At 65.7% G+C, this 15,473-nt stretch carries 14 protein-coding genes and 1 pseudogene; 13 read left to right on the top strand and 2 right to left on the bottom strand.

Annotated elements, in window-relative coordinates; translation table 11 throughout:
* The first annotated feature begins 140 nt into the window (after positions 1-140).
* Together VMJ11_RS31920 and VMJ11_RS31915 are read left to right on the top strand one after the other, a co-directional pair.
* Positions 141-821, top strand: a complete 681-nt coding sequence (locus VMJ11_RS31920) for a hypothetical protein (RefSeq protein ID WP_325624989.1) — start codon at positions 141-143, stop codon at positions 819-821.
* A 301-nt stretch (positions 822-1,122) separates the two neighbouring features.
* Positions 1,123-1,605 (top strand): carboxypeptidase regulatory-like domain-containing protein, encoded by a 483-nt coding sequence (locus VMJ11_RS31915; protein ID WP_325624987.1) that lies wholly within the window; start codon positions 1,123-1,125, stop codon positions 1,603-1,605.
* Here the strand turns inward: VMJ11_RS31915 and VMJ11_RS34575 are convergent.
* Entirely contained in the window at positions 1,578-1,973 is a 396-nt protein-coding gene (locus tag VMJ11_RS34575) for a hypothetical protein (RefSeq protein ID WP_414694543.1), read from the bottom strand. The two genes, VMJ11_RS31915 and VMJ11_RS34575, sit on opposite strands and share 28 nt — an antisense overlap.
* A gap of 220 nt (positions 1,974-2,193) precedes the next feature.
* Between VMJ11_RS34575 and VMJ11_RS31905 the strand changes: the two genes are divergently transcribed.
* Genes VMJ11_RS31905 through VMJ11_RS31880 form a run of 6 tightly spaced genes read left to right on the top strand, consistent with a single transcriptional unit; the run spans position 2,194 to position 8,218 of the window.
* Positions 2,194-4,995, top strand: a complete 2,802-nt coding sequence (locus VMJ11_RS31905; RefSeq protein ID WP_325624985.1) for a monovalent cation/H+ antiporter subunit A — start codon at positions 2,194-2,196, stop codon at positions 4,993-4,995.
* Positions 4,995-5,384, top strand: a complete 390-nt coding sequence (locus VMJ11_RS31900) for a Na+/H+ antiporter subunit C (protein ID WP_325624984.1) — start codon at positions 4,995-4,997, stop codon at positions 5,382-5,384. The genes VMJ11_RS31905 and VMJ11_RS31900 overlap by 1 nt, the downstream gene beginning before the upstream one ends.
* Positions 5,381-7,042 (top strand): monovalent cation/H+ antiporter subunit D, encoded by a 1,662-nt coding sequence (locus VMJ11_RS31895; protein WP_325624982.1) that lies wholly within the window; start codon positions 5,381-5,383, stop codon positions 7,040-7,042. Before VMJ11_RS31900 ends, VMJ11_RS31895 begins: the two co-directional genes overlap by 4 nt.
* 1 nt (position 7,043) lies before the next feature.
* Positions 7,044-7,538 carry a Na+/H+ antiporter subunit E gene (locus tag VMJ11_RS31890; RefSeq protein WP_325624981.1) on the top strand — a complete coding sequence of 165 codons (495 nt, stop codon included), beginning with the start codon at positions 7,044-7,046 and terminating at the stop codon, positions 7,536-7,538.
* The gene (locus VMJ11_RS31885) at positions 7,532-7,807 is read left to right on the top strand and encodes a K+/H+ antiporter subunit F (protein WP_325624979.1); all 276 of its coding nucleotides are present in this window, start codon (positions 7,532-7,534) and stop codon (positions 7,805-7,807) included. Before VMJ11_RS31890 ends, VMJ11_RS31885 begins: the two co-directional genes overlap by 7 nt.
* A 12-nt stretch (positions 7,808-7,819) precedes the next feature.
* The gene (locus tag VMJ11_RS31880) at positions 7,820-8,218 is read left to right on the top strand and encodes a Na+/H+ antiporter subunit G (protein ID WP_325624978.1); all 399 of its coding nucleotides are present in this window, start codon (positions 7,820-7,822) and stop codon (positions 8,216-8,218) included.
* Positions 8,219-8,297: 79 nt separating this feature from the next.
* Here the strand turns inward: VMJ11_RS31880 and VMJ11_RS31875 are convergent, their stop codons facing one another.
* Positions 8,298-9,206, bottom strand: coding sequence for a LysR family transcriptional regulator (locus tag VMJ11_RS31875; RefSeq protein WP_325624977.1), 909 nt, complete (start codon positions 9,204-9,206; stop codon positions 8,298-8,300).
* A gap of 302 nt (positions 9,207-9,508) precedes the next feature.
* On the opposite strand from VMJ11_RS31875, the gene VMJ11_RS31870 reads away from it, so the two are divergent.
* From VMJ11_RS31870 to VMJ11_RS31850, 5 genes and pseudogenes are all read left to right on the top strand, one after another.
* A complete protein-coding gene (locus tag VMJ11_RS31870) occupies positions 9,509-11,632 on the top strand; it encodes a 3-hydroxyacyl-CoA dehydrogenase NAD-binding domain-containing protein (protein WP_325624975.1) in 2,124 nt (707 codons plus the stop codon).
* Positions 11,633-11,688: 56 nt separating this feature from the next.
* Positions 11,689-12,885, top strand: a complete 1,197-nt coding sequence (locus VMJ11_RS31865) for an acyl-CoA dehydrogenase family protein (protein WP_325624974.1) — start codon at positions 11,689-11,691, stop codon at positions 12,883-12,885.
* Between the two features lie 10 nt (positions 12,886-12,895).
* A complete protein-coding gene (locus VMJ11_RS31860; RefSeq protein WP_325624973.1) occupies positions 12,896-14,032 on the top strand; it encodes an acyl-CoA dehydrogenase in 1,137 nt (378 codons plus the stop codon).
* 57 nt (positions 14,033-14,089) lie between these two features.
* A complete protein-coding gene (locus VMJ11_RS31855) occupies positions 14,090-15,304 on the top strand; it encodes a CaiB/BaiF CoA-transferase family protein (RefSeq protein WP_325624971.1) in 1,215 nt (404 codons plus the stop codon).
* Between the two features lie 19 nt (positions 15,305-15,323).
* Positions 15,324-15,473, top strand: a pseudogene (locus VMJ11_RS31850) (electron transfer flavoprotein subunit beta/FixA family protein); the annotation flags it as partial.

Below are 15,473 nucleotides of genomic sequence, written 5' to 3'. Positions count from 1 at the left end.
CGGGTTGCCCGACTCGACGCGTTCCGCCGTCAATCTCAACATGTTCGACGGCCATTCAGACTTTGCGCGGACGGCGGACTCGACATTCCCGACTCCGTCCGCTTCTGCTATCACGCTATTTCAATCCATGAACAGCGCATGTGAATGCGCTCGACAGCCAGATTACCGAACTGCAAAGGTCGATCCGCGAACGGGGTGAGGTGCTATGCGGACAGGTCGCCTATCCTGGAGCGAACCCGCCCAGAAGCGCGCGACCAGGTGAAGGGCCCTACGATATCGGCACGAACGACCAGACAGACCTTCTGCAAGGCGCCGAAGAAATGCGGCTCCTGCTTGCCCATCTTTTCCCGGAAGAACTCGAACTCTGGAAAGTCGGGCAGGCCGTATCGGTCAACCCTTCGCCCAATGCCTACCCGGCAACGCCCCAAGTTACGCTGGCGGTCGCGCATGACCAGAAGGGTAGCGATTCACCCAGGATGACGCTGGCCGAAAGCGGATTTCTGTTCATGATCATCTGGTCGGCACTGCTTAGTCAGTATTCAGCGGCAGACGATGTGCTTGCCGCCCCGGTATGTGGCGTCGAACGATTCCTGAGAAAGCACGCGTCAGCGGCCGCAGTGAAGGCATTACAGTCAACGGCTCAGGCCGCCATCGACCTGTTCGACAACTACGTGCACGACAGCCGTTGCTGGTTCCGAGTGCCGTACTTCCACGAATACGCGCCTGGGGGCTACGGCTGGCCTCGCGTGTACTGGGCCGGTGGCAATGAGCGTGTGCGTTATCTTGGCATGGCGACAGACGCTCAACTTGGACAGGGTTAGTGGGAAGTCCCTCGGGTTGCTCAACTCGCTGTCACAACAGGCTTTCATCAAGTTGGCACCGCCCATCGGTCGTCAACTGGATCGCGTGTTGGATCGAACACGCTGTTGCGCTCGCCGCTCGGGGCAGCGGCCTTTTCGGATGCAGAGTGCAAATGAGAAGCCACGAAATCACCTTCTTTTAAGGGACTTTTAAGCCCCCGCGCCTACGCTCGATTCGTCCGGAACGCAGTCGCGCGCCAATCGTCTGGACTCGCGCCGCATTCTGGACGCAATCCGATGAACGAATCGATGGAGGTCGAAAATGAAAGCACGCTCAACTCCGTGGATTGGCGCGGCGTTCGCGCTCGCGGTCGTGTTCGGCGCGCCTGGCGCGTGGGCGGCAACCCCAGTGAGCAGTGGCGCGAATGCCATGCCCGCAGCGTCCGGCGCGGGCGTCCTGCCTCCCGCGCAACACAAGGGCGACATCGCGTACCTGTCCGGCGGCATCGGCAGCGACCAGTCGGCGGCATTCAAGGCGGCGATGCCTCGATACCCGCTCTCGCTCGAATTCGCCCAGCAGTCGGCCGGCAACGGCAACGAGTACCTCGCCAACGTGCCCGTGAAGATCGCCGACATGCACGGTACGCCGCTCCTCTCCACGCAAACGCGCGGCCCGTTCATGCTCGTTTCGCTTCCCGCAGGGCGTTACGTCGTGACCGCGAGCCACGGCGGCAATACCGAGCGGCGCACGGTGGACATCGGCAAGACGACGCGCGCTCACGAAACCTTCGTCTGGCCGAGTTGATGGCCTGAACGCTTCATGGGCCTGGCGGTCGCGTCGAGTCCGCGATCGTTTGCTCTCGCGTGGTTCGGCTCGCTCATGGAGATCATCGACAACGTAACGATGCTTTCCATCATCCGCACCGGCGCGGCGCTCTGATACGCGAGCGCGGGCACGGCACCTTCAAGCACCCGCTCGCCATGGCCGCCGCGCCCGCCACTCACTTCGGCCAACTCGGCCAGGCCCCTCTCTTTCGCGGCGCGCACTTCGACATTGTCTAACAGTCTTTCCCGTGGCTCGCCGTGATCGGCAGCGCACTGTTCGCGTCGCCGTTCGCGTTCTCGCTTGTGCGATTGCGCAAGACCTTCAGACAGATTGCCTGACGCACACATCGCATACGCCCCCCTCCGCAGCGGACCGCGAGCCGGCCCGCATGGCGGATTCACGCCACGCGAACGAACTCCGTCCCCGTTTGCGGCTATGATCGTGTTCTGTGGCGCGCCGGCCCGTCCGGCCTCCCGTCGCGCGACGCAACACCGCGTGGCGGTGAATGACGGCCCCACGGATCGCCGCCCGGCCGATGGCCGCCCGCGAATTTCCGGAGAGTGTCGAATGGCAATGGGGTGGCTCGTCGTATTACCGTTTCTCGCCGCGGCGCTCGTCGTGTTCGCGGGGCGCCGCGCGCCGGCCGGAGCCACCTGGATCGCGTTCGCAGCCGCGCTTCTCGGGCTGGGGCTGCTGGCAAGCGAGCGCGTGGGCATGGCCGCTCATGGCATGCTGCAATGGCAAGTCGACTGGATACCGCAACTCGGCCTCGCTTTCTCGCTGCGCCTAGACGGCCTCTCGTTCATGTTCGCGCTGCTCGTGCTCGCGATCGGCCTGCTCGTCTTCATCTACGCACGCTATTACCTCGCCGGCAGCGAATCGCTGCCGCGCCTCTATGCGCTGCTGCTGCTCTTCATGGGCGCGATGCTCGGCGTCGTGCTGTCGAACAATCTGCTGCTGCTCGTGATTTTCTGGGAGCTCACGAGCATCGTGTCGTTCCTGCTGATCGGCTTCTGGCCTTCGCGCCCCGACGCGCGGCGCGGCGCGCGCATGGCGCTCACCATCACGGGCGCGGGCGGTCTCGCACTGCTCGCCGCCGTGCTGCTGCTAGGCCGAGTATGCGGCAGCTACGACCTGAACGTCGTGCTCGCGCATGCAGGCGAAGTGCAGCACAATCCGCTCTACCCCGCCATCCTGCTGCTCATCCTTTTCGCGGCTTGCACGAAATCGGCACAATTCCCGTTCCACTTCTGGCTGCCGCATGCGATGTCCGCGCCCACGCCCGTTTCGGCGTACCTGCATTCGGCGACCATGGTGAAGGCCGGCATCTTCCTGATCGCGCGCTTTTACCCGGTGCTCGAAGGCACCGACTGGTTCTTCTACGTCACGAGCCTGATCGGCCTCGTCACGCTCACGGGCGGCGCGGCCATGGCGCTCGTGCAGCGCGATCTCAAGGGGCTGCTCGCGTATTCGACCATCAGCCATCTCGGGCTCATCGTGCTGCTGTTCGGCCTCGACACGCAGCTCTCCACCGTCGCCGCGCTGTTTCACACCTTCAATCATGCGGTTTTCAAGGCGTCGCTCTTCATGGCCGCGGGCATCATCGACCATGAAACCGGCACGCGCGACCTTGGCCGCCTGCGCGGCCTGCGCCGCTTCATGCCGCATACGGCCTTGCTCGCCGGCGTGGCGTCGCTCGCCATGGCGGGCGTGCCGCTGCTCAACGGCTTTCTCTCGAAGGAGATGTTCTTCGGTGAGACGCTCGCGCAAGGGCTGCTCGGCAACTTCAACTGGGTGATTCCCGCGCTCGCCGTGGTGGCCGCGGGGCTCTCGGTGGCGTACTCGCTGCGCTTCGTGTGGGGCGTGTTCTTCGACGGCGAGACGCCGCACGACCTGCCGCACTACCCGCCGCACGAGCCGCCGCGCTTCATGAGGCTGCCCGTCGAGATTCTCGTCGTGATCTGTCTGCTGGTGGGACTCCTGCCGCAGCGGACCATCGGCAGGATGCTCGAATCGGCGGCCTGGTTCGCGCTGGGCGGCGTCGTGCCCACGTACAGCCTGAGCTTGTGGCATGGATTCAATCTGCCGCTCATCATGAGCGCCGTGTCGTTCCTCGGCGGCGCGCTGCTTTTCTTCTACCGTCGCGATGCGTTCCGCCATCATCGCTCGCTGCTCTCCGAAATGAACGCAAGCGAAGGCTTCGACCGCTTTGTCCAGCAGCTCGAAAAAGCAGCGGGTGTCGTCGTACGCATCTTCGAAACGCGCTCGCTGCCGTCGTATCTCGCGTGGATGATCGTGGCCATGGTGGTCGTGCCCGGTGCGGCGTTGCTCTCGCTCACCGCGCTCGACGGCGCGTACCGCTCGGTGCCGCTCGATCCCGTCACGCTGATCGGCCTCGTGCTGATGGCGCTGCTGGCGGTGGGTGTGGTGCTCGTGCGCGCCAACACGCTCTACGCGCTCGTGATGCTGAGCACCTGCGGCCTGCTCATCACGCTCGCGTTCGTGCGCTTTTCGGCACCGGACCTGGCGCTCACGCAAATCTCCGTGGAAGTGGTCACCGTGCTCCTGCTCGTGCTCGCCATCTACTTCCTGCCGGTCGAGCAGCGCGCGCTTCAGCCGGTGCCCACGCGAGCATTCAACGCAGTGCTCGCGATAGCCGGCGGCGCGCTGATTGGCGGCGTGGCGTATGCCGTGATGACGCGCGCTCCGGCGGCTGGCATCGCGCCGTACTTTCTCGCGAACGCGCTGCCCGGCAGCGGCGGGCACAACGTCGTCAACGTGATCCTCGTGGACTTCCGCGGCTTCGACACGATGGTCGAGATCAGCGTGCTGGTGGTGGCGGGGCTTGCGGTGAAGGCGCTCTTGCGCGGCCTGCGCCTGACGTCACCCGACACCGGACCCGGCGGCCTGCCATGGTCGTCGCAGTCGCATCCGCTGATGCTCGCCATTCTCGCGCGCCTAATGCTGCCGCTCACCGTGCTCGTCGCCGTGTTCATCTTCCTGCGCGGGCACAATCTGCCGGGCGGAGGCTTCGTCGCCGCGCTCGTCGTCTCGATCGCGCTGTTGCTGCAATACGTCGCGAACGGCGTGCTGTGGACCGAGTCGCGCATCCGCATCAACTACCGCGCGCTCGCGGGCCTCGGCATCCTCGTCGCGGGCGCGACGGGTGTTGGCGCCATCGTATTCGGCCAGCCGTTCCTCACGAGCGCGTTCGGCCATCTGCACGTGCCGCTGATCGGCGGAATCGAGCTGAGCACGGCCATGCTGTTCGACCTCGGTGTGTTCGGCGCCGTGGTCGGTACGACGCTCACGATCGTTTCGCACCTCGGCGTGCGTGACAAGGACATGCAATCCGTGGAGAAAAGCTGATGGAAGCCGCCTTCGCCGCGACACTCGGCGTACTTTGCGCGTGCGGCATCTACCTGCTGCTGTGCGCGCGCGTGCTGCCGGTCATACTCGGCATCACGCTGTTCTCGTATGCGATCAACCTGTTCCTGCTCGGCATGGGCAGGCTCTCCATCGGCAAGCCGCCCGTGATCGCGGCAGGCGCGCAATACGCCGACCCCGTTCCGCAGGCCCTCGTGCTCACGGCCATCGTGATCGGCTTCGCGATGACGGCCTTCACGGTCGTGCTCTCGCTGCGCGCGCTCGCGATCGACGGAAGCGACCATGTGGACGGCGGCAAACCGCTTGCACGCAACCGAAGCAAGCCGCACGAGCGCCCACCCCGGATCGAGAAGGAGATGCGCGGCGAATGAACCACGCTCTTATCCTCCCCATCCTGATCCCGCTCTTCGCGGCCGGCGCAATCGTTGCGTTGCCGCTGCGCGCAAAGCGCCTGCAGCGCGCGATCAACGTGATCGCCACGCTCGCGTTGCTGCCGGTCGCCGTGGCGCTGGCCGAACACGCAGCGCAAGGCGAGATTGCGAGCTACGCACTCGGCGCGTGGCCGGCGCCGTTCGGCATCGTGCTGCAGCTCGACCGGCTCGGCGCGCTCATGCTCGTGCTCACCGCGCTGCTCGCGTGCTGCTGCCTGCTCGGCACGACGAGCGCGGATGCGCGGCTCGGGCGCTACTATCGCGCGCTCGTGCAGTTCGAACTGATGGGCCTGAACGGCGCGTTTCTCGCGGGCGATCTCTTCAATCTCTTCGTGTTCTTCGAGCTGCTGCTGATCGCCTCCTACGCGCTGCTGCTGCATGGCGGCGGCCGGCGCCGCGTGCGCAACGGGCTGCATTATCTGCTCCTGAACCTCGTCGGCTCGTCGTTCTTCCTGATCGCGCTCGGCGTGCTGTACGGCCTCACGGGCACGCTGAACATGGTCGACATGGGCGAGCGGCTTGCGCATCTGGAGCCCGCTTCGCTGCCGCTCGCCCAGTTCGCGGGCGCGACGCTCATGCTCGTATTCGGCCTGAAGGCCGCCGTATTCCCGATGTCGTTCTGGCTGCCACAGGCGTACCGCAGTGCGATCGGCCCGGTGGCCGCACTGTTCGCGATCATGACGAAAGTAGGTATCTACGCCATGCTGCGCTGTGACGCGCTCGTATTCGGCGGCTCGGGTGGCGTGCTCGATGCGTTCATGCACGACTGGGCGTGGTGGCTCGCCATTGCGACGATCATTTATGGCGCGCTCGGCGCGCTCGCCGTGTCGAGCCTCAAAACCACGACAGGCTTTCTCGTGCTGGTATCGGTCGGCCTGCTGATCGCGGCGGCCACGCTGCAGACCGTGCTTGCGTGGAGCGCTTTGCTCTACTACCTCATCAGCACGACGCTCTGCACGGGCGCACTGTTCCTGCTCGCCGATACACTGGAGTCCGAATCAACTGGAGCCGCACCCGCGGCGCTGGAAGCACGAGAACCCGCCTCGCTCGAATCGCTCGACGATGCCACGGCTCCCGCCATCACGCCCGAGGCGGACAGCGAACCCGCCGCCGTTGCGCCCCAACCCGCCAACGCGCAGAAAACACTTGCGCGTTGGCCCTCGAATACCGCCGGCGCGCTCTATCTCGCGGCAGCCGTGGGCGCGGCGGGCCTGCCGCCGCTTTCGGGCTTTCTCGGCAAGGCGATGGTGCTCGCCGCCATGCCGCTCTCGCAAGCCACTGTGCTCTGGCCCGCGGTGCTGATTTCGGGCCTGCTCTCGATCGTCGCGCTGAGCCGCACTGGCACGCGCCTGCTGTGGGCGGCTCCCGCGTCGCGCCCCTCCGGGGCCGCGGCCACCGCGCCGCACGGCAGCCGCACAAAGCTCGCCGCCTGCGCGCTGCTGCTCGCGGGCGTCGTGGCTGCAACGATTCTGGCAGGCCTGCTCAAGGGCTATCTCGACGCCACTGCCGCACAGTTGCTCGACCGCGAAGCGTACGTCCACGCAGTCCTGCCCGCGCCTGCGGCGCAGGCTGCTGCGGCACAGGCAGAAGGAAGCTGACATGCTCAAGAGGCTCTTTCCGCACCCCTGGCTCACGATCGTGCTGCTCGTCTGCTGGGTACTCCTGATGAACGATCTCTCGCCGGGCAACCTGCTGCTCGGGTTCGTGCTCGGCACGGCGATCGCCTTCAGCGTGGGCGAAGGATTGTGGCTGTCGCCGGTGCACTTCGGCAAACCTTGGCTGCTCGTGCGGCTCTTCGTGTATGTGCTCTACGACATCGTCGTCGCCAACGTCGAAGTCGCGCTGCTTGTGCTCGGCCCGACCCGGCGCCTGCGCCCCGCCTTCATCGAAGTGCCGCTCGACAGCACCCACGAAATCGCGCTCACGGCGCTCATCAGCATCGTCTCGCTGAGCCCCGGCACGCTGTGCGCCGAACTCTCCGACGACCGCTCGCGTCTTTGCGTGCACGTGCTCGACCTCGCGGACGAAGCCGCGCTCGTCGCCTTGATCAAGTCCCGTTACGAAGCCCCGCTGATGGAGATCTTCGCATGCTAGCCATCGTCATTCCGGTGTCGTTCGCGATCCTCGGGCTCGCCTTCCTGCTCACGCTCGCGCGCCTCGTGCGCGGGCCGTCGCTGCCCGACCGACTCGTCGCGCTCGATACGCTCAACATCAACGCCATCGCGCTGATCGTCGTCTACGGCATCAAGCTGCGCTCGACGGTCTTCTTCGAAATCGCGCTGCTGATCGCGGTGATGGGCTTTCTGGCCACTGTCGCGTTCACCAAGTACCTGCAGCGCGGCGACATCATCGAGCTCAACTAGCCAGGTCCCGCCATGCAAACCGTCATCGAAGCGCTAGTCTGCGTACTGCTTTTACTGGGAAGCGCGTTCACGCTGGTCGGCGCGATCGGCCTCTTGCGCCTGCCCGACTTCTACATGCGCCTGCACGGCCCGACCAAGTCGACGACGCTCGGCGTGGGCGGCATCGTGCTCGCCTCTGTGGTCTACTTCAGCACGCACGACAACTACGCGAGCCTGCATGAGCTGCTGATCCCGGCATTCCTGTTCCTCACCGCGCCCATCAGCGCGCACATGCTCTCGAAGGCCGGCATCCAGCAACGCGTGTTCATTTCTTCCGCCACGCGCGGACGGCCGCCCGCCACCGGCGCATGCGCAAGCAACGAGGCGGCGCGAGCCGCGCCCCACGAAGGCGAGCCAGGCCGCGACGCGTGAACGCGCCGCATGACCCGCCGCATGACCCGCCGCATGATCCGCCGCATGATCCGCCGCATGACGCGCTTCATGACACGCTTCAAGCGGCCGCGCCGCGCCCGGTCTTGCGCGCCTCGCCCAGCACGAAGTCAATGAACGTGGATGCTGCACGCGTGTGGTGACGGTTCGGCATGTAGAGCATGTACATGTGCGTGCCGAAGATGCTCAGGCGCCACGCGTCGAGCGACGTGACGGCGGCGCCCTGGCGAATGTCGTCGTGCATCACGTAGTCGGGCACGATGCCAATGCCGAGCCCGGCGAGAATCGACTGGCGCAGAAATAGAAAGTTCTCCGAAATGATCGATGGCTCGAGCAGCACCTCATGCCGGTCCTCGCGCAGATACCCCGCGAGGCGCAGCTGCCGTCCCACCACCGTCGCCGTGATGACGGGCGCGCGCGCCAGATCTTCCAGCGTTTGCGGCATGCCGTGCCGCTCGGCCCACTGCGTGCACGCGCACGCGATGTACTTCACGGGCCCCATGTCGCGCGCCACGAGATTCTGTGGCGGCTCGTGCATCACGCGCACGGCGATGTCCACTTCGTCGCGCAGCAGGTCCTCCACGCGATTTTCGAACATCACGTCGAGCACGATGCCCGGGTACATGCGCTTGAACTGGATGAGCCAGTCCGACATCACGAGCTGCCCGTAGCCGCTCGGCACCGAAAGGCGTACGCGCCCCTGGAGGCTCTGCCCTAGCGTGGAAACCGACTCGCGCGCGGCGAGCAGCGCGTTCTGGATCGAGCGGCCGTGCTCGTAGAGCTTCAGCCCGATTTCGGTCGGCTCGACGCGGCGCGTGGTGCGGCGCACGAGCTGCAAGCCGATCGACTTCTCGAGATGGTTGAGGTGGTAGCTCACGTTCGCGCGGCTCATCTTGAGCCGGCGCGCCGCCTCGCTCAGGTTGCCCGCGTCGAGGATCTCGACGAGCAGGGTCAGTGCATTGACGTCCATGGACGCTCCACTGTCAAAGATATTTTGACAGTCTGTCAATAGGCCATGGGATTGTCAATTGACTCTGACGCGCCGAGAATCGACGCGAACCATAGAACACCTGCCGCCTGGCCCGCCAGTCCGGCCCTCATTACGTTGCATGAGACCAGAGCAAGCGCTCTGCATGGGCCCGGAGTCAGTGCTGAAGCGCTAATTCAGGGCGACAGCTAAAGCGTTAACTCTGGTCGACCGCCCCAACCAGGCATGGGACCAGAGTAAGCGCTAAAGCGCTAACTCTGGTCGACAACTGGAGACAACATCTCATGGCATCCGACAGCGTCAACACCTCCCCCGTCACTCACGAACTGCGCGGCAAGGTGCTGCTCGTCACGATCGACAATCCGCCGGTCAATGCGCTTTCCGTCGACGTGCGCCGCGGCCTCGCCGCCGCAATCGAACATGCCGAGGCGAACGGCGCCGTCCAGGCTGTGCTGATCGTCGGCGCGGGCCGCAATTTCATCGCCGGCGCGGATATCCGGGAGTTCGGCAAGCCGCCGCAAGCACCCGCGCTGCCCGACGTGTGCAATCGCATCGAGGCCTGCCACAAGCCGGTGATCGCCGCCATTCACGGCGCGGCACTGGGCGGCGGCCTCGAAGTGGCGCTCGCGGCGCACTACCGTCTCGCCGTGGCGGGCGCGAAGCTCGGGCTGCCCGAAGTGCAACTGGGCCTGCTGCCCGGCGCGGGCGGCACGCAGCGCACGCCGCGCCTGATCGGCGCCGAGGCTGCGCTTTCGCTCATGCTGAGCGGCCGCCATGCAAGCGCGCAGGAAGCGCTCAAGCTGGGCCTCGTCGATCGCGTGGGCGCGAGCGACGACATTCTCGCGGAAGGCCTCGCCTACGCGCAGGAACTGCTCGCGGGCCACGCGCACGTGCGCCGCACGCGCGACGCCCACGGCCTCGCGGACCGCGCACAGGCGCAAGCGGCCATCGAAGCCGCCCGCGCCGACACCGCGAAAAAATCGCGCGGCCTCTTTTCGCCGCTGAAGATCGTCGATTGCGTGCAGGCCGCGCTCGATCTTCCGTTCGACGAAGGCCTGCGCTTCGAGCGCAAGCAGTTCCTCGAATGCCTCGAAAGCCCCCAGCGCGCGGGCCTCGTGCATGCGTTCTTCGCCGAACGCGAAGTGCAGAAAGCCCCTGAAACGAAGAGCGCCGCGCCGCGCGCGATCGAAACCGTCGGCGTGATCGGCGGCGGCACGATGGGCGCGGGCATTGCCGTGGCCGTGCTCGATGCCGGCCTGCCGGTGACGATGATCGAGCGCGACGATGCTTCGCTCGCACGCGGCCGCGCGCATGTGGAGAAGGTCTACGACGGCCTCATCGCGAAGGGCCGCATGAAGCCCGAGGTGAAGGCGCAGATTCTCGCGCGCTTCAGTGGCAGCACCACGTACGACGCGCTCGCGAACACCGATCTCGTGATCGAAGCCGTGTTCGAGGACATCGCCGTCAAGCAGGCCGTGTTCGCCGAGCTGGACCGCGTGTGCAAGCCCGGCGCCGTGCTCGCGACCAACACGTCGTATCTCGACATCGACGCCATCGCCGGCAGCATCAAGCGGCCGCAGGATGTGGTGGGTCTGCACTTCTTCTCGCCCGCCAACATCATGAAGCTGCTCGAAGTCGTGGTGCCGAAAGCGGTGAGCGCCGATGTCGTCGCCACTGCGTTCGAGCTCGCGAAAAAGCTGCGCAAGGTGCCCGTGCGCGCGGGCGTGTGCGATGGCTTTATCGGCAACCGCATTCTCGCCGTGTACCGCACCGCCGCCGATCATCTGATGGAAGACGGCGCCTCGCCGTATCAGATCGACAAGGCTGTACGCGAATTCGGCTTCCCGATGGGCCCCTACCAGGTAGTCGACCTCGCGGGTGGCGACATCGGCTGGGCCACGCGCAAGCGGCGCGCCGCCACGCGCGACCCGAACGCGCGCTACGTGCAGATCGCCGACCGCCTGTGCGAGCGCGGCTGGTTCGGCCAGAAGACGGGCCGCGGCTTCTACCTCTACCCCGAAGGCGCGCGCACCGGCACGCCCGACCCGGAAGTCGAAGCGATCATCCGCGCCGAGCGCGAGCGCGCCGGCGTCACACCGCGCAGCTTCACCGACGAAGAAATCATCCGCCGCTACATGGCCGCGATGATCAACGAAGGCGCGAACGTCGTGCACGAGAAGATCGCGCTGCGCCCGCTCGACGTGGATGTCACGCTGCTCTACGGCTACGGCTTCCCGCGCTATCGCGGCGGCCCGATGAAATACGCAGATACCGTGGGCCTCGCGAACGTGCTGGCCGATATCCGCGAGTACGCGAAGGAAGACCCGCTGTTCTGGCGTCCCTCGCCGCTGCTCGTCGAGCTGGTCGAGCGAGGCGAGAATTTCGCGAGCCTCAACCAATCGGTCTGAGGCCTGAACTGAACGCACGCGCGCACACAAGCCGCAGCAGCAAGGAGCAATCACACATGGACCTGAAATTCACCGCCGAAGAAGAGGCGTTCCGCGGCGAAGTGCTCGCGTTCCTCGAGGAGCACCTGCCACAGCACCTCTCCAGCAAGGTGCGCAACGGCAAGCACCTCACGCGCGACGACATGGCGCAATGGCATGCCATCCTCAACGAAAAAGGCTGGCTCGCGAATCACTGGCCCAAGGAATACGGCGGCCCTGGCTGGAGCGCCGTGCAGAAGTTCATCTTCGAGAACGAATGCGCGATTGCAGGCGCGCCGCGCATCGTGCCGTTCGGCGTGAACATGCTCGGGCCCGTGCTCATCAAGTACGGCAGCGAGGCACAAAAGCGCTACTGGCTGCCGCGCATTCTGAACGGCTCGGACTGGTGGTGCCAGGGCTATTCGGAGCCGGGCGCGGGCTCGGACCTCGCCTCGCTGCGCACCACGGCGGTTCGTCAGGGCGATCACTACGTGGTGAACGGCCAGAAGACGTGGACCACGCTCGGCCACTACGCGAACATGATCTTCTGCCTCGTGCGCACCGCCACCGACGTGCGCAAGCAGGAGGGCATCAGCTTCCTGCTGATCGACATGAACACGCCGGGCATCGAGGTGCGCCCGATCATCACGCTCGATGGCGAACATGAGGTAAACGAAGTGTTCTTCACCGACGTGCGCGTGCCGGTTGAAAACCTGGTGGGCGAAGAGAATCGCGGCTGGACGTACGCGAAATATCTGCTCACGTACGAGCGCACCAACATCGCCGGTGTGGGCTTTTCCGTGGCGGCGCTCGCGCGCCTGAAGCGCGCCGCGCAGAAGATCACGCGCAACGGCAAGCCGCTCGCGCAAGACCCGCAATTCGCCGCGCGCATTGCGAAGGTCGAGATCGATCTGGAGAACATGAAGACGACCAACCTGCGCGTGATCGCCGCCGTGGCCGGCGGCGGCGTGCCCGGCGCGGAAAGCTCCATGCTGAAGATTCGCGGCACCGAGATCCGCCAGGAGATTGCCTCGCTGCTGCGCCGCGCGATGGGGCCGTACGCGGCGCCGTTCGTCGAGGAAGCGCTCGAAGATGGCTACGCGGGCGAGCCCATCGGCCCGGACGAAGCCGCCAGCGCCGCCGCGCAATACTTCAACAACCGCAAGCTGTCCATCTTCGGCGGCTCCAACGAAATCCAGAAGAACATCATCTCCAAGATGATCCTCGGTCTTTGAGAGGCTAGCCATGAATTTCCAGCACACTGAAGACCGCCGCATGCTTGCGGATACGCTCAACCGTTTCATCTCCGAGCAATACGGCTTCGACACGCGCGATACAATCGCGCGCTCCACGGAAGGCTTCAGTGCCGACATGTGGCGACGCTTCGCTGAACTCGGCGTGATCGGCGCGCTGTTCGACGAGGCCGATGGTGGCTTTGGCGGCGCGGGTTTCGATGTCGCCGTCGTGTTCGAAGCGCTCGGCCGCGGCCTCGTGGTCGAGCCGTTCCTCGACACGCTGATCGTCGGCCGTGCGCTCGCGCATGCGGGCAGCGCCGCGCAACGCGCACGCATTGCGCCGTTGATCGACGGCTCGCAGATCGCCGCGCTCGCGCACGACGAGCCGGGCTCGCATTACGAAGAAGCGCGCGTCACGACACGCGCCGAAAAGCACGGCGAAGGTTGGGTGCTGCACGGCGCGAAGGGTGTCGTGCAGCACGCGGAGCACGCCGACGTGCTGCTCGTTTCCGCACGCACCTCGGGTAGCGAGTTCGACGAAGCGGGCATCTCGCTCTTCCTCGTGCCTCGCGATGCGGCCGGCGTGAGCATGCGCGGCTATCGCAAGATCGACGGTGGACGCGCAGCCGAAGTGACGCTCGTGAACGTGAAGCTTGACGCCGATGCGCTCGTTGGCGAGCAGGGCAGCGGTTTCGCGACGCTCGAGCACGCACGCGGTTACGGCATCGTCGCGCTGGCGGCGCAAGCCGTGGGCGCGATGGATGTCGCGCGCGACTTCACGCTCGAATACCTGCGCACGCGCAAGCAGTTCGGCACGCCCATCGGCAGCTTTCAGGCGTTGCAGCATCGCATGGCGGACGTGCTGCTCGAAATCGAGCAGGCGCGCTCGGCGGTCATCAACGCGGCGGCGGCCATCGCCGCGCCTCGTGCGCAGCGCGAGCGCGGGCTTTCGGCGGCGAAATACACGATCGGGCACATTGGCGCGCGCGTGGCCGAAGAGGCGATCCAGCTACATGGCGGCATCGGCATGACGTGGGAGTTGCCGCTCGCGCACTATGCGAAGCGCCTCGTGATGATCGATCACCAACTCGGCGACGAAGATCATCACCTCGCGCGCTACATCGCCCTGGGGCAAGAGGCGGCTTGAGCCACACGGAGGCGAAGGCACGCCGTTGCCTCCACAACGAACCAGGAGTGCTTGCTAATGCAGACCGACAACCCCAGCCTGCCGCTCGCGGGCGTACGCGTGCTCGATCTTTCGCGCGTGCTGGCCGGACCGTGGAGCGCGATGGTGCTTGGCGACCTTGGCGCGGAAGTCATCAAGATCGAGCATCCTGATCGCGGCGACGACACGCGCGATTGGGGCGTGCGCGTCGGCAAGACGGAAACCGCGTATTTCAACAGCGTGAATCGCAACAAGCGTTCGATCACGCTCGATCTGCAAACGCCCGAAGGCCAGCAGATCGTGCGCGAGCTCGCGCAGTCGAGCGACATCGTCATTCAGAATTTCAAGTTCGGCGGTGCGCAAAAGCTCGGAATCGGCTATGAGCAGCTGAGCGCGTTGAATCCGCGTCTCATCTATTGCTCGATTACCGGCTACGACCGCACGGGCCCCGAAGCGACGCGCCCCGGCTACGACCTCGTGGTGCAAGGCGAAGCGGGCCTGATGGCGCTGAACGGCGAAGCGGACCAGCCGCCGCTCAAGTTCGGCGTCGCGGCCGTCGATCTTTTCACCGGCATGTACTCCGCGCAGGCGTTGCTCGCGGCGCTGTACGAACGCGAGCGCACCGGGCGCGGACGCCACATCGAAATGGCGCTGTTCGATTGCGGCCTCATGATCACCGCTTACTACGGGCTCGAAGCGCTGCTGATCGGCGAAGACCCGCCGCGCTACGGCAACGCGCATCCTTCGATCGTGCCGTATGGCGTGTTCGATGCGGCGGACGGTCCGCTCGTCATCACCGTTGGCAACAATGCGCAGTTCGAGCGCTTTTGCCGCGAAGTGATCGAGCGCCCCGACCTCGCCGACGACGCGCGCTACAAAACCAACATCCTGCGCGGGCAGAACCGCGAGACGCTCGTGCCCGAGCTCACGCGCGAACTGGGCAGCCGTGCGCGCAAGCTGCTGCTCGAACGGCTCGCGCAAGCGGGCATTCCGTGCGGCGAAGTGGCGGGTTTGCGCGAGGCGCTGCTCTCGCCACGCGCGACGCGCGGCGGTCTCGTGACACAGCAGCCGCATCCGCATACGGAAAGCGGCACGACGCCAGTGCTCGCGCCACCTTGGCGCTTCGACGGCGAACGCATGCCGGTGCGCCACGCGCCGCCGCAACTCGGCGAGGGCACGCGGGACGTGCTGCAGACGGTGCTCGGTTATTCCGGAGAGAAACTGGCGGAACTGAAGGACAAGGGCGTTATTTAAATCAATCAGGAGGCGTGTAGTGAAGATTCTTGTACCCGTCAAACGCGTAGTCGATTACAACGTGAAGGTTCGTGTGAAGTCGGATGGCACGGGCGTCGACATCGCGAACGTGAAGATGTCGATGAACCCGTTCGACGAAATCGCCGTGGAAGAAGCGGTGCGCCTGAAG

The organism is Paraburkholderia sp., from assembly GCF_035501035.1.
GTDB lineage: Bacteria > Pseudomonadota > Gammaproteobacteria > Burkholderiales > Burkholderiaceae > Paraburkholderia.
This window is presented reverse-complemented; position numbering and strand designations above follow the sequence as displayed.

Bases quoted from the DNA above. Each gene is read 5' to 3' on its own strand.
- VMJ11_RS31915 (WP_325624987.1), top strand. From the start codon at position 1,123: ATGAAAGCACGCTCAACTCCGTGGATTGGCGCGGCGTTCGCGCTCGCG.
- VMJ11_RS34575 (WP_414694543.1), bottom strand. From the start codon at position 1,973: ATGTGTGCGTCAGGCAATCTGTCTGAAGGTCTTGCGCAATCGCACAAG.
- VMJ11_RS31905 (WP_325624985.1), top strand. From the start codon at position 2,194: ATGGCAATGGGGTGGCTCGTCGTATTACCGTTTCTCGCCGCGGCGCTC.
- VMJ11_RS31900 (WP_325624984.1), top strand. From the start codon at position 4,995: ATGGAAGCCGCCTTCGCCGCGACACTCGGCGTACTTTGCGCGTGCGGC.
- VMJ11_RS31895 (WP_325624982.1), top strand. From the start codon at position 5,381: ATGAACCACGCTCTTATCCTCCCCATCCTGATCCCGCTCTTCGCGGCC.
- VMJ11_RS31890 (WP_325624981.1), top strand. From the start codon at position 7,044: ATGCTCAAGAGGCTCTTTCCGCACCCCTGGCTCACGATCGTGCTGCTC.
- VMJ11_RS31885 (WP_325624979.1), top strand. From the start codon at position 7,532: ATGCTAGCCATCGTCATTCCGGTGTCGTTCGCGATCCTCGGGCTCGCC.
- VMJ11_RS31880 (WP_325624978.1), top strand. From the start codon at position 7,820: ATGCAAACCGTCATCGAAGCGCTAGTCTGCGTACTGCTTTTACTGGGA.
- VMJ11_RS31875 (WP_325624977.1), bottom strand. From the start codon at position 9,206: ATGGACGTCAATGCACTGACCCTGCTCGTCGAGATCCTCGACGCGGGC.
- VMJ11_RS31870 (WP_325624975.1), top strand. From the start codon at position 9,509: ATGGCATCCGACAGCGTCAACACCTCCCCCGTCACTCACGAACTGCGC.
- VMJ11_RS31865 (WP_325624974.1), top strand. From the start codon at position 11,689: ATGGACCTGAAATTCACCGCCGAAGAAGAGGCGTTCCGCGGCGAAGTG.
- VMJ11_RS31860 (WP_325624973.1), top strand. From the start codon at position 12,896: ATGAATTTCCAGCACACTGAAGACCGCCGCATGCTTGCGGATACGCTC.
- VMJ11_RS31855 (WP_325624971.1), top strand. From the start codon at position 14,090: ATGCAGACCGACAACCCCAGCCTGCCGCTCGCGGGCGTACGCGTGCTC.